The 19,717-nt window shown below is 64.8% G+C and carries 22 protein-coding genes and 1 tRNA gene; 10 read left to right on the top strand and 13 right to left on the bottom strand.

The features are described from left to right. From QY049_RS31415 to pheS, 4 genes are all read right to left on the bottom strand, one after another. Complete coding sequence (locus tag QY049_RS31415; protein ID WP_258764412.1) at nt 1-771, bottom strand: sulfite exporter TauE/SafE family protein; 771 nt, start codon at nt 769-771, stop codon at nt 1-3. 55 nt (nt 772-826) lie between these two features. Then, on the bottom strand, nt 827-3,235 hold the full coding sequence (gene pheT, locus QY049_RS31410) for a phenylalanine--tRNA ligase subunit beta (RefSeq protein ID WP_258764411.1): 2,409 nt from the start codon (nt 3,233-3,235) through the stop codon (nt 827-829). Then, entirely contained in the window at nt 3,232-3,696 is a 465-nt protein-coding gene (locus QY049_RS31405) for an endonuclease domain-containing protein (protein ID WP_258764410.1), read from the bottom strand. Before QY049_RS31405 ends, pheT begins: the two co-directional genes overlap by 4 nt. Before the next feature lie 74 nt (nt 3,697-3,770). Continuing rightward, nucleotides 3,771-4,853 carry a phenylalanine--tRNA ligase subunit alpha gene (gene pheS, locus QY049_RS31400; protein WP_258764409.1) on the bottom strand — a complete coding sequence of 361 codons (1,083 nt, stop codon included), beginning with the start codon at nt 4,851-4,853 and terminating at the stop codon, nt 3,771-3,773. Nucleotides 4,854-5,005: 152 nt separating this feature from the next. On the opposite strand from pheS, the gene QY049_RS31395 reads away from it, so the two are divergent. Further along, a complete protein-coding gene (locus QY049_RS31395; RefSeq protein ID WP_258764408.1) occupies nt 5,006-5,419 on the top strand; it encodes a hypothetical protein in 414 nt (137 codons plus the stop codon). A gap of 29 nt (nt 5,420-5,448) precedes the next feature. Here QY049_RS31395 and rplT read toward each other — a convergent pair whose 3' ends face one another. From rplT to QY049_RS31380, 3 genes are all read right to left on the bottom strand, one after another. Next, nucleotides 5,449-5,808: a 50S ribosomal protein L20 gene (gene rplT, locus QY049_RS31390; RefSeq protein ID WP_092239381.1), complete on the bottom strand. Its 360-nt coding sequence runs from the start codon at nt 5,806-5,808 to the stop codon at nt 5,449-5,451. A gap of 89 nt (nt 5,809-5,897) precedes the next feature. Beyond that, entirely contained in the window at nt 5,898-6,098 is a 201-nt protein-coding gene (gene rpmI, locus QY049_RS31385; protein WP_027535561.1) for a 50S ribosomal protein L35, read from the bottom strand. A gap of 50 nt (nt 6,099-6,148) precedes the next feature. Beyond that, nucleotides 6,149-6,406 carry a hypothetical protein gene (locus QY049_RS31380; RefSeq protein WP_258767127.1) on the bottom strand — a complete coding sequence of 86 codons (258 nt, stop codon included), beginning with the start codon at nt 6,404-6,406 and terminating at the stop codon, nt 6,149-6,151. Here QY049_RS31380 and QY049_RS31375 point away from each other — a divergent pair. Continuing rightward, nucleotides 6,375-6,773, top strand: coding sequence for a hypothetical protein (locus QY049_RS31375; RefSeq protein ID WP_258764407.1), 399 nt, complete (start codon nt 6,375-6,377; stop codon nt 6,771-6,773). The genes QY049_RS31380 and QY049_RS31375 overlap by 32 nt on opposite strands. Nucleotides 6,774-6,838: 65 nt before the next feature. Here QY049_RS31375 and infC read toward each other — a convergent pair whose 3' ends face one another. After that, on the bottom strand, nt 6,839-7,378 hold the full coding sequence (gene infC / locus QY049_RS31370; RefSeq protein WP_194482547.1) for a translation initiation factor IF-3: 540 nt from the start codon (nt 7,376-7,378) through the stop codon (nt 6,839-6,841). Between the two features lie 252 nt (nt 7,379-7,630). Between infC and QY049_RS31365 the strand changes: the two genes are divergently transcribed. Together QY049_RS31365 and QY049_RS31360 are read left to right on the top strand one after the other, a co-directional pair. Continuing rightward, nucleotides 7,631-8,431, top strand: coding sequence for a carboxylesterase (locus QY049_RS31365; RefSeq protein ID WP_258764406.1), 801 nt, complete (start codon nt 7,631-7,633; stop codon nt 8,429-8,431). A 34-nt stretch (nt 8,432-8,465) separates the two neighbouring features. After that, a complete protein-coding gene (locus QY049_RS31360) occupies nt 8,466-8,933 on the top strand; it encodes a nuclear transport factor 2 family protein (RefSeq protein WP_258764405.1) in 468 nt (155 codons plus the stop codon). Nucleotides 8,934-8,943: 10 nt separating this feature from the next. Here QY049_RS31360 and QY049_RS31355 read toward each other — a convergent pair whose 3' ends face one another. The 3 genes from QY049_RS31355 to QY049_RS31345 all read right to left on the bottom strand — a co-directional run bounded on the left by QY049_RS31355 (nt 8,944) and on the right by QY049_RS31345 (nt 11,615). Further along, the gene (locus QY049_RS31355) at nt 8,944-9,732 is read right to left on the bottom strand and encodes a thioesterase family protein (protein WP_258764404.1); all 789 of its coding nucleotides are present in this window, start codon (nt 9,730-9,732) and stop codon (nt 8,944-8,946) included. Between the two features lie 66 nt (nt 9,733-9,798). Next, entirely contained in the window at nt 9,799-10,974 is a 1,176-nt protein-coding gene (queG, locus tag QY049_RS31350) for a tRNA epoxyqueuosine(34) reductase QueG (protein ID WP_258764403.1), read from the bottom strand. Further along, nucleotides 10,923-11,615, bottom strand: coding sequence for a glutathione S-transferase family protein (locus QY049_RS31345; RefSeq protein ID WP_194478722.1), 693 nt, complete (start codon nt 11,613-11,615; stop codon nt 10,923-10,925). The genes queG and QY049_RS31345 overlap by 52 nt, the downstream gene beginning before the upstream one ends. 169 nt (nt 11,616-11,784) lie before the next feature. On the opposite strand from QY049_RS31345, the gene QY049_RS31340 reads away from it, so the two are divergent. The 3 genes from QY049_RS31340 (at nt 11,785) to QY049_RS31330 (ending at nt 14,758) form a co-directional block, all read left to right on the top strand. Beyond that, the gene (locus tag QY049_RS31340) at nt 11,785-12,591 is read left to right on the top strand and encodes an undecaprenyl-diphosphate phosphatase (protein ID WP_194478721.1); all 807 of its coding nucleotides are present in this window, start codon (nt 11,785-11,787) and stop codon (nt 12,589-12,591) included. Between the two features lie 97 nt (nt 12,592-12,688). Next, complete coding sequence (locus QY049_RS31335; RefSeq protein ID WP_258764402.1) at nt 12,689-14,014, top strand: FAD-binding oxidoreductase; 1,326 nt, start codon at nt 12,689-12,691, stop codon at nt 14,012-14,014. Between the two features lie 3 nt (nt 14,015-14,017). Continuing rightward, nucleotides 14,018-14,758 carry an SDR family oxidoreductase gene (locus QY049_RS31330; protein ID WP_258764401.1) on the top strand — a complete coding sequence of 247 codons (741 nt, stop codon included), beginning with the start codon at nt 14,018-14,020 and terminating at the stop codon, nt 14,756-14,758. A gap of 76 nt (nt 14,759-14,834) precedes the next feature. Here the strand turns inward: QY049_RS31330 and QY049_RS31325 are convergent, their stop codons facing one another. Continuing rightward, nucleotides 14,835-15,800: a complex I NDUFA9 subunit family protein gene (locus QY049_RS31325; protein WP_258764400.1), complete on the bottom strand. Its 966-nt coding sequence runs from the start codon at nt 15,798-15,800 to the stop codon at nt 14,835-14,837. Between the two features lie 137 nt (nt 15,801-15,937). Here QY049_RS31325 and QY049_RS31320 point away from each other — a divergent pair. After that, a tRNA-Leu gene (locus QY049_RS31320) sits at nt 15,938-16,024 on the top strand. A 107-nt stretch (nt 16,025-16,131) separates the two neighbouring features. Here QY049_RS31320 and QY049_RS31315 read toward each other — a convergent pair. Then, nucleotides 16,132-17,403, bottom strand: a complete 1,272-nt coding sequence (locus QY049_RS31315; RefSeq protein WP_258764399.1) for an MFS transporter — start codon at nt 17,401-17,403, stop codon at nt 16,132-16,134. A 255-nt stretch (nt 17,404-17,658) separates the two neighbouring features. Here QY049_RS31315 and QY049_RS31310 point away from each other — a divergent pair, with 255 nt between their 5' ends. Beyond that, a complete protein-coding gene (locus QY049_RS31310; protein ID WP_258764398.1) occupies nt 17,659-18,984 on the top strand; it encodes a UbiA family prenyltransferase in 1,326 nt (441 codons plus the stop codon). Between the two features lie 110 nt (nt 18,985-19,094). Then, nucleotides 19,095-19,709, top strand: a complete 615-nt coding sequence (locus QY049_RS31305) for a ribonuclease D (RefSeq protein ID WP_194478715.1) — start codon at nt 19,095-19,097, stop codon at nt 19,707-19,709. The last annotated feature ends 8 nt before the right edge of the window (nt 19,710-19,717 follow it).

The following is a 19,717-nucleotide window of genomic DNA, read 5'->3' as shown; positions in this document are numbered from 1 at the left end:
CTACCGCAAAATCCCGTCCAGCACCGGCAGCCCGGTGATGACCGCGATTGCGATCAGAGCGTAGCAGATCCTGCGGAAGATCGTCTCGCTGGCGCGACCGAACAGCGATGCGCCGAAGGCGACGCCGATCGCGTAGACCGGCCCGACGATCAGCGACAGCACCAGCGACTCGCGCGAGATCAGGCCGGTCGTGGCATAGCTGACCATCGAGAAGAAGTCCGAGGCGCCGAAGAACAGCAGGATGTTGGCGCGGGCGACGATCGAGGCGATGGGGCGGCCGAGCCAATAGCCGACGATCGGCGGCCCGCCGGTCTGGGCCAGCCCGCTACAGAAGCCGGAGAGACCGCCGATACCGACCGAGAGCCACACGTGGTCCTTGCCACGATAGCGCCAGCCCGACAGCAGCAGCAGAAGCAGCGCGGCGACGAAGCAGGAGATGATCCAGCGCGTGGTGACGGGCTCGAGCACGTTGAGGAAATAGGTGCCGACGGGTACGCCGACAAGGGCGCCCAGCACGATCACCGCGGTCGCCTTGCGGTCCGCCTTGCGCCACGCGTCGGGCAGCAGCGGCGCGGCCGCGACGAAATCGATGACGAGAAGTAGTGCCGCAACCAGCCGCGGCGCCGCGACGCTGCTCGCCAGCGGCATGAAGATCAGTGCCGAGCCGAAGCCGGAGAAGCCGCGCGCGGTGCCCGAAACGAAAGCGATGGCGCAGAGCGCCATCGCGATGGTGAGACTGACGTCCCTGGGAAGGAAGTCCGTAAGCGTCATGCTCCATGTCTCTCGAGCATGACGTTGTCCGAAAGCGGCTTCACACTTTTCGGCGTCATGCTCTCAACGTGCCGCCCGTCTTCTTCGTGACCTCAGCCACGATCTTCGCGGCGACGGCCTCGATTTCCTGGTCGGTCAGCGTCTTCTCGCGCGGCTGGATCGTCACCGCGATGCCAACAGACTTCTTGCCGTCGTCGATGCCCTTGCCTTCATAGACGTCGAACACGATGACGCCGGTGATCAGCTTCTTGTCGACGCCTTGCGCGGCGCGGACGATGTCGCCGGCCTTCACGGTGCGGTCGACGATGAAGGCGAAGTCGCGTGACACGGGCTGAAATGCCGACAGCTCGATCAGCGGCTTGGCGCGGGTCGGCTTCTTCTTGGCTTCCGGAATGCGGTCGAGGGTGACCTCGAACACGACAAGCGGGCCGTCGGCGCCGAGCGCCTCCAGCGCGCGCGGATGCATCTCGCCGAAGTATCCGAGCACGTTCTGCGGCCCGATCTGGATCGTGCCGGAGCGGCCCGGATGCAGCCAGGCGGGACCGCCGGCGACGATCTGCAGCGCCTGCATCGGGGCGCCGGCCGCAGCCAGCACCGCGAGCGCATCGGACTTGGCGTCGAACACGTTGGTCTGCGCCGAGCCCGACCAGTGCCGTCCCGATCCTTCCGACGATGCAAGGCCGCGCCGCACGCCGCTCGCCGCCATGAACTGATCCTGCGGACGATCGCCCTTGAAGACCTGTCCGACCTCGAACAGCATGACGTCGCCATAGCCGCGGTCGGCATTGGCCTGTGCCGCGGCGACCAGGCCCGGCAACAGGCTCGGCCGCATGTCGGAGAGGTCGGCCGCGATCGGGTTGGCGACTTCGAGCTCGCGCTGGCCGCCGCCGAAGAGCTCGGCCGCCGACTTGGTAATGAACGACCACGTCACGGCCTCGGTCATACCGCGGCTCGCGAGCGCGCGCCGTGCGCGGCGGGTACGGAGCTGGAGCGGCGTCAGCACGGATTTGCGGGCGTCTTCGCCACGCTCGAACGGCGTCATCGGCACCTTGTCGACGCCGTAGATGCGGACGACTTCCTCGACGAGGTCAGCCTTGCCATGCACGTCGGAGCGCCACGATGGCACCGCGACCTTCACGACCGGGCCGGGGCCCGCCATCATGAAGCCGAGATGGGTCAGGATGCGCTTCATCTCCGGCATCGGCACCTCGATGCCGGACAGGCGCTTCACCTCGGTCACGGGGAAGTCGATGATGCGGTCATCGCCGAAGGCCTTGCCGACCACGACGTTCTCCGATGGCGTCCCACCGCACATCTCCATCACGAGTTTCGTGGCGAGCTCGAGCCCTGGCACCATGAAGGCCGGATCGACGCCGCGCTCGAAGCGGTAGCGCGCATCGGAGTTGATGCCGAGCTTGCGGCCGGTCTGGGCGATGTTGATCTCGTTCCACAGTGCCGATTCGATCAGCACGTCGGTGGTGTTTTCGTCGCAGCCCGAGGCCTCGCCGCCCATGATGCCGGCGAGCGATTCGACGCCGTGCTCGTCGGCAATGACGCAGATCGAGGGATCGAGATTGTAGGTGCGGCCGTCGAGCGCGAGCAGCGTTTCGCCGTCGCGGGCGTGCCGCACCACGAGATTGCCCTTCACCTTCCTGGCGTCGAACACGTGCAGCGGGCGCGCGCGGTCGTAGGTCATGAAGTTGGTGATGTCGACCAGCGCATTGATCGGACGCAGTCCGATCGCAGTCAGCCGCTTCTGCAGCCAGTCCGGTGACGGTCCGTTCTTCACGCCGCGGATGAGGCGCAGTGCAAAGCCCGGACACAGCCTGGCGTCCTCGACCGTGACCTTCACGGGGCAGGGGAACTCGCCTTTGATCGGCTTGACGGTGGGGTCCTTGAACTTGCCCATGTCGGCGGCGGCAAGATCGCGCGCGATGCCGTGCACGCCGGTGCAGTCCTGCCGGTTCGGCGTCAGATTGATCTCGATCACGGGATCGCCGAGCGCGGCCCATTCGGCGTAACCGGCACCGATCGGCGCGTCCGCCGGCAATTCCATGATGCCGTCATGGTCGTTGGAGATCTGCAACTCGGCCGCCGAGCACAGCATGCCGCGGCTTTCGACGCCGCGGATGGTGCCGACGCCGAGCGTGATGTCCTTGCCGGGAATGTAGGTGCCGGGCGGCGAGAACACGCTGACGAGCCCGGCGCGCGCGTTCGGCGCGCCGCACACCACCTGCACCGGCGCGCCACCGTCACCGGTGTCGACCAAGCAGACGCGCAGGCGATCGGCGTTGGGATGCTGCTCGGCCGAGATCACCTTCGCAATGGTGAAGGGCTTCAGCGCCTTCGCCTTGTCCTCGATGTTCTCGACCTCGAGCCCGATCATGGTGAGCTTGTCGGCAAGCTTTTCCAGCGACTCATCGGTGTCGAGATGATCCTTCAGCCAGGAGAGGGTGAATTTCATGGCTGTTTGCCTCGGCTCTTGTCGGTTGAATTGCTCTGGTCAGTGCTATTGTTCCCTCCCCCCTTGTGGGGGAGGGTCAGGGAGGGGGGTAAGCCGCGGGCTCCGACAGAAGCTGCCTGGCCGATCGTCTGAACAACCCCCTCGAGGTTCGTCATCACCAGCTCGTTGGTGAAGCGAAGAACCTGAAAACCCTCTGCGGTGAAGAACGCGTCGCGACGTTGATCTGCTTTTTGCCGCTCTTCAAAGTCGTGCGATTCTCCGTCGAGCTCGATGATGAGTTTGGACGAGGAACAGACGAAGTCGGCGACGTAGTTTCCGATTGGCGTTTGACGGCGGATGCCCAAACCGTCGATGCGATTAGCCTTCAGGTAGCTCCACAGCAGCGTTTCAGCGCGCGTCATCGACCGGCGAAGTTGCTTCGCCCGGCTGCGCTGACGCTCGCTCACAACTGCGTGCGGCATCCGCGGCTACCCCCCTTCCTGACCCTCCCCCACACGGGGTGAGGGAACGGAGAGAATCTTCGTGCGGGCGAGCATCACGAGCTCAGCCCTCCCGCGAGCGTCGGCACTTCGAGCGGCTTGAAGCCGTAATGGCTGAGCCAGCGGACGTCGCTGTCGAACAGTTGGCGGAGATCGGCGATGCCGTATTTCAGCATGGCGATGCGGTCGATGCCCATGCCCCAGGCAAAGCCCTGGTACTCGTCGGGATCGATGCCGCAGGCACGCAGCACATTCGGATGCACCATGCCGCAGCCGAGAATCTCGAGCCAGTCCTCGCCCTCACCGAAGCGAATCTCGCCCTTGTCGCGGCGGCACTGGATGTCGACTTCCAGCGACGGCTCCGTGAACGGGAAGAACGAGGGACGGAAGCGCATGTTGATGTGGTCGACCTCGAAGAACGCCTTGCAGAACTCGTGCAGGATCCATTTGAGGTGGCCGAGATGAGAATGCTTGTCGATGACGAGCCCTTCGACCTGGTGGAATTGCGGCGTGTGGGTCGCGTCCGAATCGATGCGGTAGGTGCGGCCCGGGCAGATCACGCGGATCGGCGGCTTCTGGCTCAGCATCGTGCGCACCTGCACCGGCGAGGTGTGGGTACGCAGCAGCATGCGCGAGCCGTCCTCCTTCGGATGGAAGAAGAACGTGTCGTGCATTTCGCGCGCCGGATGGCCTTCAGGGAAATTCAGCTTGGTGAAGTTGTAATCGTCGGTCTCGATGTCTGGACCTTCGGCGACCGAGAAACCCATGTCGGCGAAGATCGTGGTCAGCTCGTCCCAAACCTGGCTCAGCGGATGGATGCGGCCGGCCTCGGCCTGTGCATCGCGCAGCGGCAGCGTGACGTCGACGGTCTCGGATGCTAGCCGCGCATCGAGCGCTGCCGACTTCAGCACGTCGCGCCGTGCACCGAGCGCCTCGGTGACCTTGTCCTTGGCCTGGTTGATCGCCGCGCCCTGCGTCTTGCGCTCGTCGGGCGACATCTTGCCGAGCGTGGCAAGCAGCGCCGAGATCGAGCCCTTCTTGCCGAGGGCTGCGACGCGCACCGCTTCGAGCGCGGCTTCGTCGCCGGCGGCGGCGATCTGGTCGAGGATGGATGTTTCAAGCGTTGCGAGGTCGGACACAGTCAAATCCTTGCTGCCAAATTCGGCTGGGTTGTCGCCGCCCGAAGGGCGTAACGTCAAGCAAAAAGCCGGTCATTTCCGCTTCTCGAGCGGCTGGGTTGAACCTCGCGCGGGGACCCGGCACCAAGACAGGATACGAGGAGACCTTTGCGATGCTTTCGAAATGCTGTTTGGCCGTCCTGGCCATCGTTCTGTCGGCTGCCGCGACGCCTGCGCGCGCCATGGTCTGCATGGACAAATCCATGACGCTGGACGAGGTCGCGGACACCATCAGCGCGCAGAAGGGCTGCGAAAGCGCGATGAAGGTCTTCAAGGATTGCGAACTGACCGCGAGCGGCGATGTTCAGCTCGGCGCCGCTGTCGAAAGGAAATGCGAGGTGGACTTCAAGTCCGGCCTCAGTGCCGCGCAGAGCCAGGCCTACAAGCGCGAGATGCACGCATGCGACGTCAAGTACCGGAACAAGTCCGGCACCATGTATCTCTCGTTTACGGCTTTCTGCCGGGCGGAGGTCGCCCAGTGTTACTCGCAACGCGCGCTGAAGGCTGCGGGCCAGACCGGCCGCTAGCGCAAGCCTCAGGCCGCGAGAGCAGCCTTTTAGGCGGCTAGCGCAGCTTTGGCCTTCTCGGCGATCAGCTGGAACGACGCGGGCTCGTGGATCGCGAGATCCGACAGCACCTTGCGGTCCACGGTGATGCCCGACTTGGCGAGACCGTCGATAAATCGGCTGTAGGTCAGGCCGAACGGACGGACGGCCGCGTTGAGACGCTGGATCCAGAGCGCGCGGAAGGTGCGCTTCTTGCGCTTGCGGTCACGGAAGGCGTACTGCTGGGCCTTTTCCACGGCCGGCTTGGCGGCGCGGATGGTGTTCTTGCGGCGGCCGTAGAAGCCCTTGGCGGCCTTGTAGACTTTCTTGTGCTTGGCGTGGGCGGTCACACCGCGTTTGACGCGAGACATGACAAAAATCCTTCAGAGATGACTTTGTTTCGGATTGCCGCGAAAGGTGCGGCAGAGATGGCAATGATCTTCGTCGATCTTGGACGCGATCAGGCGTTCGGCAAGAAGTACTTCTTGACGTTGTCGCCGTCGGTCTTGAACAGCACGCTGGTGCCGCGAAGCTGACGGATCTGCTTCTTCGTCCGCTTGATCATGCCGTGACGCTTGCCGCGATGGGCGAACATCACTTTGCCGGTGGCAGTCACCTTGAAGCGCTTTTTAGCGCCCGATTTGGTCTTCAGCTTGGGCATTTGGCTCTCCTAATGGCCAACGACATCCGCCCGCGAAGGCGGCGTGGCCGTCAAAAATGCTCGTTAGAGCGTTGATTGTGCTCAGGTTTTTGCGAACAAGCGCGAAACCCGCACGAAACACCGCCACGGCAGCCCTTAATCAGCCGGGCGATGAAGGTCGGGCTTATGACAGAGAACGGGCGAATTGGCAACGATGATGAACCGGCGAAACCTGCCCGCCGACTATTGGGTGTTGCCACCCCTTGTTCACGCCGTCCCGTCCGGAGCAGGACCAAAATGGCCCATTTTTCCCGATCGATTTTGTCCATTGTCACGCGTCCGCGCCACCTGGCGCTGTTGGCCGTGCTCGCCGCGGCGGCCGTCCCATCGACTGCCGATGCCCGCATCGCCGGCTATGACGGTGTCTGGAACGTCACCTTCGCCACCACCCGCGGCGTCTGCAGCTCGGGCTACAGCGTCCCCTTCACCGTGACTGGCAGCCGGGTCTCGTCCGCCGGTGGCGGCCGGGTGTCCGGCACCGTCAATCGCGGCGGCGCCGTAGCGGTCCAGGTGTCGGTCGGCGCCTCCCATGCCAGTGGCGGTGGTCGTCTCGGCGGCGCAGCCGGAGCCGGCTCCTGGCGGGGCGTCATCTCCGGCGACCAGTGCAGCGGCACCTGGCAGGCGACGCGGTCCTGAAAACGTAAACGGCCCGCCGGACGATCCGGACGGGCCGTTGAATTCTCAGTCCCGAGAAGCTGCACTCAGCGCGGCGCCAGTACCATGACGACCTGACGGCCCTCGAACCGGGCGTCCTGCTCGACCTTGGCGAGCTCGGCGACGTCGGTCTTGATCTTGTCCAGCAGCTTGGTGCCGATCTCCTGGTGCGCCATTTCGCGGCCGCGATAGCGCAGGGTGATCTTGACCTTGTCGCCCTCTTCGAAGAACCGCAGCATCGCGCGCATCTTCACGTCGTAATCGTGGTCGTCGATCATCGGGCGGAGCTTGATCTCCTTGATCTCGACGGTCTTCTGCCGCTTGCGGGCTTCGGCGGCTTTCTTCTGGGCGGAATACTTATACTTCCCGTAGTCCATGATCTTGCAGACGGGAGGGCTGGTATTCGGCGAAATCTCGACGAGATCCATGCCAGCTTCCTGGGCCATCTTGATGGCGAGCATCGTCTCGACGGTGCCTTTGTTGTCACCGGCAGCGTCGATCAGCTGGATCTGCGCATTGCGAATATCATCATTGATGCGCGGCCCGTCTTTGGCGGCAGGGGCCGGGGCTCTATTGGGACGGCGAATGGGTGGTTCTCCAAAGTTGTGAAAGGAAGCGGCTATTTTGAAGGAAGATGCGTTTGCCGGCAAGCAAGTCGCTCGTGCGAGAAGCGAAAAACCCTCAAATGCGAGGCATTTTGGTCACGCCCATCGGCACGGTGCTCGACATAGACACCTTGCCCCTGTTCCGCAAGCGTCCCAAAGGGACAATACCAATATAGGGTTGCTTCGCGGAACGGGGACCACGCCCTCAAACCCCACAGCAAGAGTAAACGTTCCATGACCCCAGCAATTCCCGATGCCGTGCTCGACTTCATCGATGTTGGCGAGGGACCGTCAGCGCGCAAAATCGCGGTGCGTCACCGCGCCGGCCAGGGATCTGGTCAAGGGCCCGGCGTCGTCTGGCTCGGCGGCTTCAAGTCGGACATGCAGGGCGGCAAGGCGGTGGCGCTCGACGCCTGGGCCGGCGAGCGCGGCCGTGCCGCCGTCAGGTTCGACTATTCCGGCCATGGCGAATCCAGCGGCGATTTCGCCGACGGAACCATCGGCAGCTGGCTCGAGGACAGCGTCGCGGTGTTCGAGCGGTTCTGCACCGGTCCGCAAATCCTGATCGGTTCGTCCATGGGCGGCTGGATGGCGCTGCTGCTCGCGCGGGAGATCAGGAAGCGTTCCGGCAAAGCCTCGCTGGCGGGCCTGGTGCTGATCGCACCGGCGCCCGACTTCACCGAAGAGCTGATGTGGAAGAATTTTTCACCCGAGGTGAAGAAGGAGATCGAGACCAGGGGCTTTTGGCTCAGGCCATCCGAATATGGCGACGGCACGCCCTATCCGATCACGCGCAAGCTGATCGAGGAGGGGCGCAACCATCTCGTGCTCGGCAGCGCCATCGATCTCGGCTGTCCCGTCCGCATCCTGCAAGGCGCGCAGGATCCTGATGTGCCATGGCAGCACGCGTTTTCGTTGACGCACCGCCTGCCGGCCGACGACGTCGTGCTCACCCTGATCCAGGACGGCGATCACCGCCTGTCCCGCCCGCAGGACATCGCGCGCATTCTTGCCGCGGTGGCGGAGATCGGGTGAAGTAGGCCGCAACAAGAAACACGGGAGGCAATTCATGACCACCACCGCCATGCTGCGTGCTTTCTGCGACGCGGTCGAACAGCGCAACGGTCGTGCCTTTGCCGATCTCTTCACCGAGGACGGCGTCTATCACGACGTGTTCTACGGCGCTTTCGAAGGGCGCGACAAAATCGCTGGAATGGTCGACGACTGGTTCTATCGCACGGCGACCGATTTCCGCTGGGACATGCATGACCCCGTCGGCAACGGCACCACGCTGTATGCGCGCTACACGTTCAGCTACAAATCAACCCTGCCGGAAGCGAGCGGCGCGCGCGCGATGTTCGAGGGTGTCGCGATCATGACGCTGCGCGGCGGCAAGATCGTGAGCTATCACGAGGTCGCCAACACCGCGCCGGCGTTCGTCGATCTGAAGTTCGCGCCGGAGCGGATCGCCAAGATCGTCGCCAAGCAGGGCGCCGAGCTGAAGGCGCGAACGGAGATGAAGCGGCATCTGGTGTGACGTCGTCGAACTACGGCGGAGGTGGCTTCGCCATCGGCTTGCGCTGCGCCAGCGCGGCCACCGTCGCGGTGCCGATCGGGCCCTGCTCGTCGTAGAGCCAGCATTCGCCGATCGCGACGCCGTCCGTGGCCTGGTGGTTCACCGCGTCGAAACCGATCCAGTTCGACACCGGCAGGCGGTGCAGATAGATCGTGACGTCGCTGTTGATGTAGCCGAGTCCCTTGTCGCCGGCATTGGCGAACGGGCTTGCGAAGTCGGCGCCGGTGGCGACATGGACAAACGGCGTCATCGGCACGCCGGCAACGAGTTCGCGCACCTCGCTCATCCAGAGCCGGCGCGGACCGAGCGAGCCCATGTGGCCGACGATGGGGCGCGTCGTCCATTTGCCGTTCATGCCGAGCCTGGGGTCGGTCGGCTTTGGAATGTCTGATGGCTTCGGCACGTCCCAGTTCGGCGGCGACCAGACATTGCCCTCGGGGTTTTGCGTTCGCCGCAGCAGCTGGCAGGAGGCGCGCGCCATGCTGATGCCGCCGGAGAGGAACTCCGCCTCGACGACGCGGATGCGCATTCCGTCGCGCACCAGCCGCGTCGTCACGTGAATCGGCTTGTCGATGGTCGGCAGCCGAAACATGTCGACGGTGAGCCGCGCGGGCACGAACTCAGGGCCGGAATGGCGCTCCTCGATGGCGAAGCCGATCAGGCCGATGATGACGCGCCCGTGCAGCGATTTCGGGTCCCACGGACCGTTGGCCACTTCCGTCGGATGGAATGTATCGCCGTCGCGGGTGAAGAAAGGCATGTTTGTTGTCATGGTGCGCGACTTTGCGGGAACGTGCGCGGAAATCAAGGGTGGTGAGAGCGAGAACTAGGAGGCGGTGCGCCACTCCTCACGCACGCTCTCATCGGGCTCGTTGCTCATCGCAGCGTTCTTCACCGCCGCAAACTCGTCCTGCGGCACCAACTGCCCTAGCGCCCAAACCGCAGCGCCGCGCACCAGCGGGCTCGCATCATCAAGCAAGCGGCACGCGTCCTTCGCCAGCGCCGCATCGCCCGAGTTACCAATCGCAACCAGCACATTCCGCAAGAACCGGTCACGCCCGATGCGCTTCACCGGTGACTTCGTGAACAGCGCGCGAAACGCTGCGTCGTCAAGCCGTGAAAGTTCGGCGAGACCAGGCGCGCGTAATTCGTCGCGCGCGGCGAGCTTGGCCTCACGTCCCTCCTGCGCAAACTTGTTCCAGGGGCACGCCGCGAGGCAATCGTCGCAGCCATAGATGCGGTTGCCGATGGCCTTGCGAAATTCCTGCGGGATCGGTCCCTTGTTCTCGATGGTGAGATAGGAGATGCAGCGCCGCGCATCGAGCTGGTAAGGCGCGGGAAACGCCGAGGTCGGGCAGATGTCGAGGCAGGCCTGGCACGAGCCGCAATGATCGATCTCGGCATCGTCGCGCGGCAAGTCGAGCGTGGTGTAGATCGCGCCGAGAAACAGCCACGATCCGAACTCGCGCGAAACCAGATTGGTGTGCTTGCCCTGCCAGCCGAGATGCGCGGCCTGTGCCAGGGGCTTCTCCATCACCGCCGCGGTGTCGACGAACACCTTCACTTCGCTCGGCGCGGTCGCGACCAGCCAGCGGGCCAGCGCCTTCAACCGCTTCTTGATGAGGTCGTGATAGTCGTCGCCCTGCGCATAGACCGAGATCGCCGCGCGCGTGCGCTGCTTGAGGATTGCGAGCGGATCGGAGTCGGGGCCGTAATTGACGCCGAGCATGATCACGCTGCGCACATCCGGCCACAGCCCGCGCGGATCGACGCGGCGTTCCGGCTGGCTCGCGAGCCAGTCCATGTCGCCATGGCCGCCGCAGGCGATGAATTCGAGGAAGTGCCGTCCGGCACAGTCGATCGTGCCGGGCGCCGTGATGCCGATGCAGTCGAAGCCGAGTACGTGCGCCTCGCGCGCCAGCGCCGTCTTCAGTTCAGTCGGATCGGAGTTCAGAAATCCAGGTCCACGTAGGTCCGCGACGCCGGCACGCCCGCCAGCCATTCGCTCAGCAGCGGGCGGAACGACGGACGGGACTTCACCCGCGCGTACCACGCCTTTGCTGCGTCGTCCTCGCTCCATGGCACGTCGCCCAGATAGTCGATCGCCGAGAGATGCGCCGCGGCGGCGAGATCCGCGTAAGTGGGCCGGTCGCCGGCGAGGAAGTTACGGGTCTGCGCCAGCCAGCCGATATAGGCCAGATGATAGCGCACGTTGGCCTTGGCGGCGCGCATCACGTCGGGCGAGGGCGGGCCGCCGCCATTGCCCTCGCTCATGAAGCGCTTGTAGATGCGCTCGGTGACGAGCGGGTGGGAGACTTCCTCGAAGAACTTTTCGTTGAACCAGGCCATCAGCCGGCGCACCTCGACGCGCTCGGCGATCGTCTCCGGCATCAGCCGCTTGGGGCCCATCTCGGCGCCGTAGGCCTCGTCGATATATTCGGCGATGATGGCCCCGCCCGGGATCGGCGGCTGTTCGTCGTCCACCAGAACGGGCGTGGTGCCGGCCGCGTTGAGCAGCAGAAACGCCTCGCGCCGTTCCCAGCTGCGCTCCTCGACCAGCTTCAGTTCGAGCCCGTATTCGCCCGCGATCAGGCGGATGAATCGCGAATGCGGACAGAACGGATGATGAAACAGCGTAAACATGAAGCCTTTGACTATTTGATGGTGCTTAAGAATCCATCAATGTTTGTGCGGCGCCACACTAGTCCTTCAAAACCGCGAGGCAAGGGCGCGATAGCGCATTTTGCGATTGCGAGCGAGGGGCGAATAGGCGAGAAGAACCCCGCTTTTCCAGCGGAAATGGACCGTAAATATGTCAGATACAATACGGGCAGTGATCCTCGGCATCATCGAGGGGGTGACCGAGTTCCTTCCCGTGTCCTCGACCGGCCACCTCCTGCTTGCGGAGCGATTCTTCGGCCTCGGCGAAGGCGCCTTCTGGGATTCGTTTACGGTTCTGATCCAGCTCGGCGCGATCCTCGCGATCGTGGGGCTCTACTTCAAGAAGCTGTGGGACGTCGTGATCGGCTTCTTCTCGGGCGATTCCTATTCCCGCCGCTTCGTGATCGGCGTGCTGGTCGCGTTCCTGCCGGCTGTCGTCGTCGGCCTCATCGCCGGCAAGTACATCAAGACCCTGCTGTTCAACCCCTGGGTCGTCTGCTTCACGCTGATCGTCGGCGGTGCCATCCTGCTCTGGGTCGACAAGCTCGACCTCAAGCCGCGCGAGCATGACGCCACGAAGTTTCCGCTGCTGATGTATCTCTATATCGGCATCGCGCAGTGCATTGCGATGATTCCCGGCGTGTCGCGCTCCGGCGCCAGCATCGTCGCCGCGATGTTCCTGGGCGCGGACAAGCGGGCGGCGGCGGAGTTCTCGTTCTTTCTCGCCATTCCGACCATGATCGGCGCGTTCGCCTACGATTTCTACAAGAGCCGCGCCGAGATGACGATGGACCACATGGGTATCGTCGCGATCGGCTTCATCGTGTCGTTCATCACTGCGATCATCGTGGTGAAGTCGTTTCTGGAATATGTCACCCGCCACGGCTTCGTGGTGTTCGCCTGGTGGCGCGTCATCGTCGGCACGCTCGGCCTGATCGCGCTGGCGCTGGGCCGTTAACTTCTCGAAAACCAGCTGATACGCCTCAACGCAATATCAGCTTTTGACCGGTAGGCAGTGTCCGAAAGCGGGGGTGGCCCGCGGACGGAGCTGAACGATGACCCTCGTCAGCGGCTGGGGACGCTTCCCGGTCGTCGATAGCGAAGTGCTGCGACCGCGTTCGTTCGGGGCGGTGGGAGAGGCTGTCGTCGCCGGCTCCGTGGCGCGGGGTAACGGCCGCGCCTATGGCGATGCCGCGATCGGCGTTGCCAGGACCATCGGCATGACCGGGTTCGACCGCATCAGGTCGTTCGATCCGGCGACGGGACGCATCCGGCTGGAAGCCGGCGTGCTGCTGTCCGACCTGATCGATACCTTTGGGCCGCGCGGCTTCCTGCCCTTCGTCGTGCCCGGCACGCGGTTCGTCTCGGTCGGTGGTGCCATCGCCGCCGACGTCCACGGCAAGAACCATCATGGCGAGGGCGGTTTTGGCCGCTATGTCGACAGCATCCTGCTGCGCACCGGGCAGGGCGAGACCCTCGAGATCTCGCGCGAGCAGAATTCCGATGCCTTCTTCGCAACCGTCGGCGGCATGGGCCTCACCGGTGTCGTTCTCGAAGCGACGATGCGGCTGCGCCCCGTCGAAACCGGCTGGATCCGCGAGCACGTGATTTCCGCATCCGATCTCGGTGCCGCCATGCGCGCGCTCGAGGCCGGCGATTCCGCGACCTACTCGGTGGCCTGGATCGATTGCGTGGCGCGCGGCAACGATCTCGGCCGCTCGCTGATCTATCTCGGCGAGCACGCACGCGCCGATGAACTTGCCGACGGCGCCGATCGATTTCCCCTCGGCAAGACTCCCGGGCTGGCTGTGCCCGTCGACCTGCCGTCGATGACGCTGAACCGCTGGAGCATCCGGGCCTTCAACGAGCTCTATTACCGCATGGGCGCAAGGCGCGCGGGGCGCGACCACGTGGTCTCGCTCTATCCTTACTTCTTTCCGCTCGACGGCATCGCAGACTGGAATCGCATCTATGGACGGCGCGGCTTCCTGCAGCATCAATGCGTGATCCCGCAAGCCGACGCGCGCGCCGTGCTCGCTGACATCCTCGATCGTGTCTCCAGGCGCGGCGATGCCTCGTTCCTCGCGGTGCTGAAGAAGCTCGGCCACGGCGACGGCCTGCTGTCGTTTCCGCTGCCCGGCTACACGCTGGCGCTGGATTTCCCGGTGAGGGGCGACATCCTGAATTTCCTCGACGAGATCGATCGCATCGTCGTCGCGGCCGGCGGCCGGCTCTATCTCGCCAAGGATGCGCGGCAGTCGCGCGCGACGTTCGAGGCCGGCTATGGCGCGCTGTCGCGCTTCAACGCGATCCGCAAATCGCTCGATCCCGCAGGAAACATCCGCTCGAAATTGTCACAACGCCTGTTCGATGAGGTTTAATCCGTGACGTCACGCATGTCAGTTCTGGTGCTCGGTGGCTCCTCCGATATCGGCCGCGCCGCGGCGCGCGCCTTTGCCAAGGCCGGATACGATGTCGGCCTCGCAGGTCGCGACGCGGCCGCGCTGGAGCCTGACGCCGCCGATCTGCGCGCGCGCTACGGCATCGAAGCGAACACCTGGACATTCGACGTGCTCGACACCGCCTTGTTCGAGGGTTTCGTTGCCGGCCTTCCCGCCCTGCCCGACGTCGTCATTTCGATCGTCGGCCTGCTGGGCGTGCAGCAAAATGCGGAGAGCGATCTCGCCCATGCCACCACGATCATGCGCTCGAACTACGAGGGACCGTCGCTGATCCTCGGCCTGTTCGCCGAAAAATTTCTTGCGCGCGGCAGCGGCACTGTCGTCGGCGTGTCGTCGGTGGCCGGCGATCGCGGCCGCGCCTCGAACTATGTCTACGGCTCGGCGAAAGCGGGTTTCTCCGCATTCCTCTCGGGCCTGCGCGCCCGCGCCAGCCGCGGCGGCGTGCATGTCGTCACCGTCAAGCCCGGCTTCGTCCGTACCAGGATGACTGATGGCATGAAGCTGATCGGCCCGCTCACCGTCGATGCGCCCGTCGTCGGCGATGCGATCCTGAACGCGGTCGAGAAGAAGACGGATGTCGTCTACGTCAGCGGCAAATGGCGCCTCGTGATGCTGATCATCAAGACGCTGCCGGAGGCGGTGTTCAAGAAGCTGAAGTTCTGAGGCTATCGCCGCGCGGACGGTGCGCTCCCTCGCCCGGCTTGCGGGAGAGGTTAAGAAGGACCGCCGTTGACGTAGGTTATGCGCTCTTGCGCTGGAACTGGCCCTGCGGGCGGAAGCGCCAGAGATATTGCGGGGCGATCGCTTCCAGCGAATCGGGCGTGATGCCGAGGCCTTCCAGCGTCAGTCCGGCGGCCTTCGCCGCATCGGACACGACATTGTCGCGCTGGAGCAGCGTCACCTGGTCCGGTGTCAGCTTGAACGCGCCCGGGGCGAACTGCAGGAAGGCGGCCTTGAGGCGGGCGAGGCCGAACGACAGCGGCACCAGCGCGCGCTCGCGGTCGGTGATCTCGAGGATCGCCTCGATGATCTCGCGCATCGTCAGCACCTCGGGTCCGCCGAGCTCGTAGGTGGCGCCCGCCTTGGCCTTGCCGTCGACGGCGTCCGCAATCGCGGTGGCGACGTCGCCGACATAGACCGGCTGCATCTTGGTCTCGCCGCCGATCAGCGGCAGCACCGGCGACATCCGCGCCAGCGCCGCGAAGCGGTTGGTGAACTGGTCCTCGGGGCCGAACATCACGGAGGGACGGAAGATGGTGGCCGACGGCACCGCCGCGCTCACCGCGGCCTCGCCGGCGGCCTTGGCCCTGGCATAGTGCGAGGGCGAATCAGCGTCGGCGCCGATCGCCGAGACGTGGATCAGGCTGGCCCCCGCAGCCGCCGCCGCCTTGGCGACAGTCTCGGCGCCCCTGGCCTGGACCGCGTCGAAGGTCTGGGCACCGCTCTCGGCGAGGATGCCGACCAGGTTGATCACGACATGCGAATCGCGCACCGCCGCCTCGACCGATCCAGGATAGCGCAGATTGGCCTGGATGGTGTGGACCTGGCCGACCTTGCCCGAGGGCTGGAGGTATCCGGCCAGTTCCGGCCGCCGTACCGCGACCCGGACGCGGTAGTCCCGCCGGCACAGCGCGCGGACGACGTTCCGGCCCAAAAACCCCGATCCGCCGAAAACCGTCACGAGCGTTTCCAGATTCGATGCCATAGGTCCGTTCCTGCGAAGAAGTGCGAGATATCAGGCTTGTATCGGCCCGGTGTGCAATGCGCAATCGGCATCCAGAACCATGAATTGACAACGGCGTCACCGAACCGTAGTAACCGCCTCCGTGCCCCAAACGGCATGCCCAGGTGGTGGAATTGGTAGACGCGCTGGCTTCAGGTGCCAGTGGCTTAACGGCCGTGAAGGTTCGAGTCCTTTCCTGGGCACCATTTTGCGGGATTTGGTCCCCAAATAGGCCTGCTTTCGATCATCGTAGCTGGTCGGACGGCGACCTTCGCACCGCTCGCCGCGGGGATCGTGATGGGACCAGAATCCCTCACACCACGCTCCTCCCCGCCCTCTTCGCCACCGCCTTCTGCACGAAATACATCGCGACCAGCGTGATGATCGTCGTCGTGACGACGACGTAGCCGATCCGCTCGAAATGCAGCAGCGAGCCGTCGGGTTGCTGGGCGATGATCGCAGCCGCGAGCACCGAGCCGAGGCCGCCGGAGAGTTGCTGGAGCGAGGCGCTGACCGCGCTGAACGAGCCGCGCTGGCTCTGATCGGGGATCGCCGAGATGATCGCCTGCGACGGGATCATGCGCGAGAAGATGCCGACGAACATCAGCACGTTGACGGTGATCGCGGTCACCAGCGAGACGTGGCCGAGATGGGTGTAGATCAGCACCATCAAGACGGTCATCGCGCAGCCGAACACGAAGGTCGGGTATTTGCCGAAGGTGTCGCTGGCGCGGCCTACCAGCGGTCCGGTGACGATGCTGAACAGGCCGGAGACCAGGTAGATCGTCGGCAGATGCGTGATGTCGATGCCGACATTGTTCACCGTGAAGGCGCTGGAATACGGCATCAGCATGTAGCCGCCCGTCGCCAGCAGCGTCGTGACGCCGAAGGCCAGCGTGTAGCGCGGCTCGAAGATGGTCGCGACCAGGTGATGGAACGGGTTCCGGTCCTGCTTCAGCTTCAGATGCGCGTCGACCGGCTCCATCGCAAAGGCGATCACGGCGATGGCCAGGATCGACAGGCCGACGATCGCAAAGAAGCAGACATGCCAGTCCCAGTGATTGGCGAGAAACAGGCCGGCTGGCACGCCGAGCACCTGGCTCGCGGCAAATGCCGTCTGGACGAAGCCCATCACGCGGCCGCGCAAGTGCAGCGCGAACAGATCGGTGACGATGGCGAGCACGATCGAGCCGATTACGCCGCCGAACAATCCGGTCACGATCCGGCCGAGCAGCAGCACATGATAAGTCTGCGCCAGCGCGCAGAGCAGGGTGCCGAGCGTGAAGCCCGCATAGAAGAAGAGCAGCAGCCGCTTGCGGTCGAAGCGATCGGCAAAGCCGGCGGCCAGGATGCCCGATAGTCCGGCACTGAACGCGTAGGCCGACACCGCGACGCCGAATTGCCCGGCCGTGATGTTGAGCGAGGGCATCATGATGGCGCCGAGCGGCGACATGATGATGAAGTCGAGAATGATGGTGAACTGGGCGAACGCGAGCAGCGCCACCAGGAGTGACTGGTAGCGCGAAAAGCCGCGCTGGCGTTCCTGCTGATCGTCGATCGGCGCGGCGAGCGTCTGGTCTGTCATGGCACCTGGAGCGTGGTGGGAAGCTGGCCTCAGATAGGGTGGGCGTGGCCGATTACCACCGGCGGAGGGCCGAAGTTCCGCTGGTATATCCAGCCGGCGCCGGATTGTGGGATCCCCGCAACAGGCCGGCGCCCGATCCGTTTCCAGCTGGTTAAGCCGCCCTTAGCCAATGCCGCCTAGGCTCGCGGCGGTCCTTTTCCCGCGAAACGGCCGGCCCGCAGGCCGGCCTTCGCACTCAATTCAGAGCGTTTTCGGATGGAGCAGCCCGCCTGGCAGCATGATCGGAGTGAAGCCGCACCGGAATCTGTCCCGGTGCCCGGCCGCACGCTGGTGATCGATCTCGAAGGCGCGCTCTTGCGCTCCGAGCTGCTGATGGAAGCGCTGTTCTCCAGCCCCGCACGGATGCTGGCCCGCTTCGGGGCGGGCGGCCGCGCCGGCATGGCGGCGCTCACGGATATCCTGGCGCGTGCCGAACTCGACTACGCTCACCTGCCCTATGATGCCGACGTGCTGAACCGGGCGCTGGCGGCGCGGGCGCGGGATGCGAAGATCTTTCTGGTCGCGGGCCGCTTCGCCGGTCATGCCGCGGGCATCGCCGCGCATCTCGGTTTTGACGGTGTCGTGACGCCAGCCGCTCTCGCGGACGGTGTCAATCTGCCGTTCGATCGCGTGTCGATCGAGCGCATCGAGTCACTTCGCGAAAGTGGCGCCGGTCTGAAAACCTGGGCCAAGGCGCTGCGGCTCTATCAATACGCCAAGAACACGCTGCTGTTCGTGCCAGCGATAACCGCGCATCAGATGACTCTCGCCACACTCGGCATCACGCTGCTGGCGTTCCTGGCGTTCTCGGCCTGTGCGTCCGGCGCCTATCTGATGAACGATTTGCTCGACCTCGCCGCCGATCGCCAGCATCCGACCAAGCGCCATCGCGCGCTTGCCTCGGGCGACCTCAGGATCTCGTCGGCGCTGCTTGCGATCCCCGCGCTGTGGGGATTCGCGCTTGCCGCGAGCCTCTGCGTCTCGCCGCTGTTCCTCGGCGTGCTCGCCGCCTATCTCGCCACCACGATCGCCTATTCGCTCGTGCTCAAGCGCAAGATGCTGGTCGACGTTGTCACGCTCGCCGGTCTCTACTCCTTGCGCATCGTCGCCGGCGGGGTCGCGGCCGGCGTCATGCTGTCGGAATGGCTGATGGTCTTCTCGCTGTTCGTGTTCACCTCGCTCGCCCTGATCAAGCGCTTCAGCGAGCTGAGCATGCGCCAGGGCGAGGGCCTTTCCGATCCCTCCAACCGCGATTACCGCATCAGCGATCTGCACATCATCGCCGCGATGGCGGCGGCGAGCGCCATGAATGCGGTGACGGTGTTTACGCTCTACGTCTCGTCCTCCGCGGTGACGCCGCTCTACAGCCGCCCCTGGATGCTCTGGCTGCTCGCGCCCCTGCTGCTCTACTGGTTCGGCCGGGCGCTGATGATCGCGCATCGCCGCGAGATGCCCGACGACCCCATCATCTACGCCTTCCGGGACAGTGCGAGCCGCACCACGGTGGCGGCGATGGTCTGCATCATGCTGGCGGCGATCTGATCAGGCCCGTATCTGCGCTTGCGCCGCCCCTCCGCAGTGGATACATCGCGGACCATCCGGTTGGCCTATGATGACGACGCGACCGATTTGACCAAAGGGTTTGAAACGCCATGACCGTACGCCTGCATCGCGGCGACCTGCCTGACCTCTCCCGCTACACCGGCGCGGTGGCGATCGACACCGAGACCATGGGGCTCAACCCGCACCGCGACCGGCTCTGCGTGGTCCAGCTCTCGCCGGGCGACGGCAGCGCCGACGTGGTGCAGATCCCCAAGGGTCACACCGATGCGCCGAATTTGAAGGCCCTGCTCGCCAACCCCGCCATCACCAAGATCTTCCATTTCGCCCGGTTCGACGTCGCGGTGCTGTACCAGACCTTCGGCGTCATGACCGGGCCGATCTATTGCACCAAGATCGCCTCGCGCCTGACCCGCACCTATACCGATCGCCACGGCCTGAAAGACCTCGTGCGCGAGGTGCTCAATGTCGACCTTTCCAAGCAGCAGCAATCCAGCGACTGGGGTTCCGACAGCCTGACCGAGCCTCAGCTCGCCTACGCCGCCTCCGACGTGCTGCATCTGCATGGCTTGCGCGAGCGGCTCGACGCCATGCTGGTCCGGGAGGGCCGCACCGCGCTGGCCAAGGCCTGCTTCGACTTCCTGCCGACCCGCGCTTTGCTCGACCTCCAGGGCTGGGAGGAAGAGGACATTTTCGCGCATTCCTGAGCCCTCGA

The organism is Bradyrhizobium sp. WYCCWR 13022 (genome assembly GCF_030435535.1).
Classification (GTDB): domain Bacteria; phylum Pseudomonadota; class Alphaproteobacteria; order Rhizobiales; family Xanthobacteraceae; genus Bradyrhizobium.
The sequence above is the reverse complement of the archived record's forward strand: the minus strand, read 5'-3'. Positions and strand labels throughout refer to the sequence as shown.

What these genes read in the sequence shown, in the direction of transcription:
- QY049_RS31415 (WP_258764412.1), bottom strand. Translation starts at nt 771, where the DNA reads ATGACGCTTACGGACTTCCTTCCCAGGGACGTCAGTCTCACCATCGCG.
- pheT (WP_258764411.1), bottom strand. Translation starts at nt 3,235, where the DNA reads ATGAAATTCACCCTCTCCTGGCTGAAGGATCATCTCGACACCGATGAG.
- QY049_RS31405 (WP_258764410.1), bottom strand. Translation starts at nt 3,696, where the DNA reads ATGCCGCACGCAGTTGTGAGCGAGCGTCAGCGCAGCCGGGCGAAGCAA.
- QY049_RS31395 (WP_258764408.1), top strand. Translation starts at nt 5,006, where the DNA reads ATGCTTTCGAAATGCTGTTTGGCCGTCCTGGCCATCGTTCTGTCGGCT.
- rplT (WP_092239381.1), bottom strand. Translation starts at nt 5,808, where the DNA reads ATGTCTCGCGTCAAACGCGGTGTGACCGCCCACGCCAAGCACAAGAAA.
- rpmI (WP_027535561.1), bottom strand. Translation starts at nt 6,098, where the DNA reads ATGCCCAAGCTGAAGACCAAATCGGGCGCTAAAAAGCGCTTCAAGGTG.
- QY049_RS31375 (WP_258764407.1), top strand. Translation starts at nt 6,375, where the DNA reads ATGGCCCATTTTTCCCGATCGATTTTGTCCATTGTCACGCGTCCGCGC.
- QY049_RS31380 (WP_258767127.1), bottom strand. Translation starts at nt 6,406, where the DNA reads ATGGACAAAATCGATCGGGAAAAATGGGCCATTTTGGTCCTGCTCCGG.
- QY049_RS31365 (WP_258764406.1), top strand. Translation starts at nt 7,631, where the DNA reads ATGACCCCAGCAATTCCCGATGCCGTGCTCGACTTCATCGATGTTGGC.
- QY049_RS31360 (WP_258764405.1), top strand. Translation starts at nt 8,466, where the DNA reads ATGACCACCACCGCCATGCTGCGTGCTTTCTGCGACGCGGTCGAACAG.
- QY049_RS31355 (WP_258764404.1), bottom strand. Translation starts at nt 9,732, where the DNA reads ATGCCTTTCTTCACCCGCGACGGCGATACATTCCATCCGACGGAAGTG.
- queG (WP_258764403.1), bottom strand. Translation starts at nt 10,974, where the DNA reads ATGGCTGGCGGGCGTGCCGGCGTCGCGGACCTACGTGGACCTGGATTT.
- QY049_RS31345 (WP_194478722.1), bottom strand. Translation starts at nt 11,615, where the DNA reads ATGTTTACGCTGTTTCATCATCCGTTCTGTCCGCATTCGCGATTCATC.
- QY049_RS31340 (WP_194478721.1), top strand. Translation starts at nt 11,785, where the DNA reads ATGTCAGATACAATACGGGCAGTGATCCTCGGCATCATCGAGGGGGTG.
- QY049_RS31335 (WP_258764402.1), top strand. Translation starts at nt 12,689, where the DNA reads ATGACCCTCGTCAGCGGCTGGGGACGCTTCCCGGTCGTCGATAGCGAA.
- QY049_RS31325 (WP_258764400.1), bottom strand. Translation starts at nt 15,800, where the DNA reads ATGGCATCGAATCTGGAAACGCTCGTGACGGTTTTCGGCGGATCGGGG.
- QY049_RS31315 (WP_258764399.1), bottom strand. Translation starts at nt 17,403, where the DNA reads ATGACAGACCAGACGCTCGCCGCGCCGATCGACGATCAGCAGGAACGC.
- QY049_RS31310 (WP_258764398.1), top strand. Translation starts at nt 17,659, where the DNA reads ATGGAGCAGCCCGCCTGGCAGCATGATCGGAGTGAAGCCGCACCGGAA.
- QY049_RS31305 (WP_194478715.1), top strand. Translation starts at nt 19,095, where the DNA reads ATGACCGTACGCCTGCATCGCGGCGACCTGCCTGACCTCTCCCGCTAC.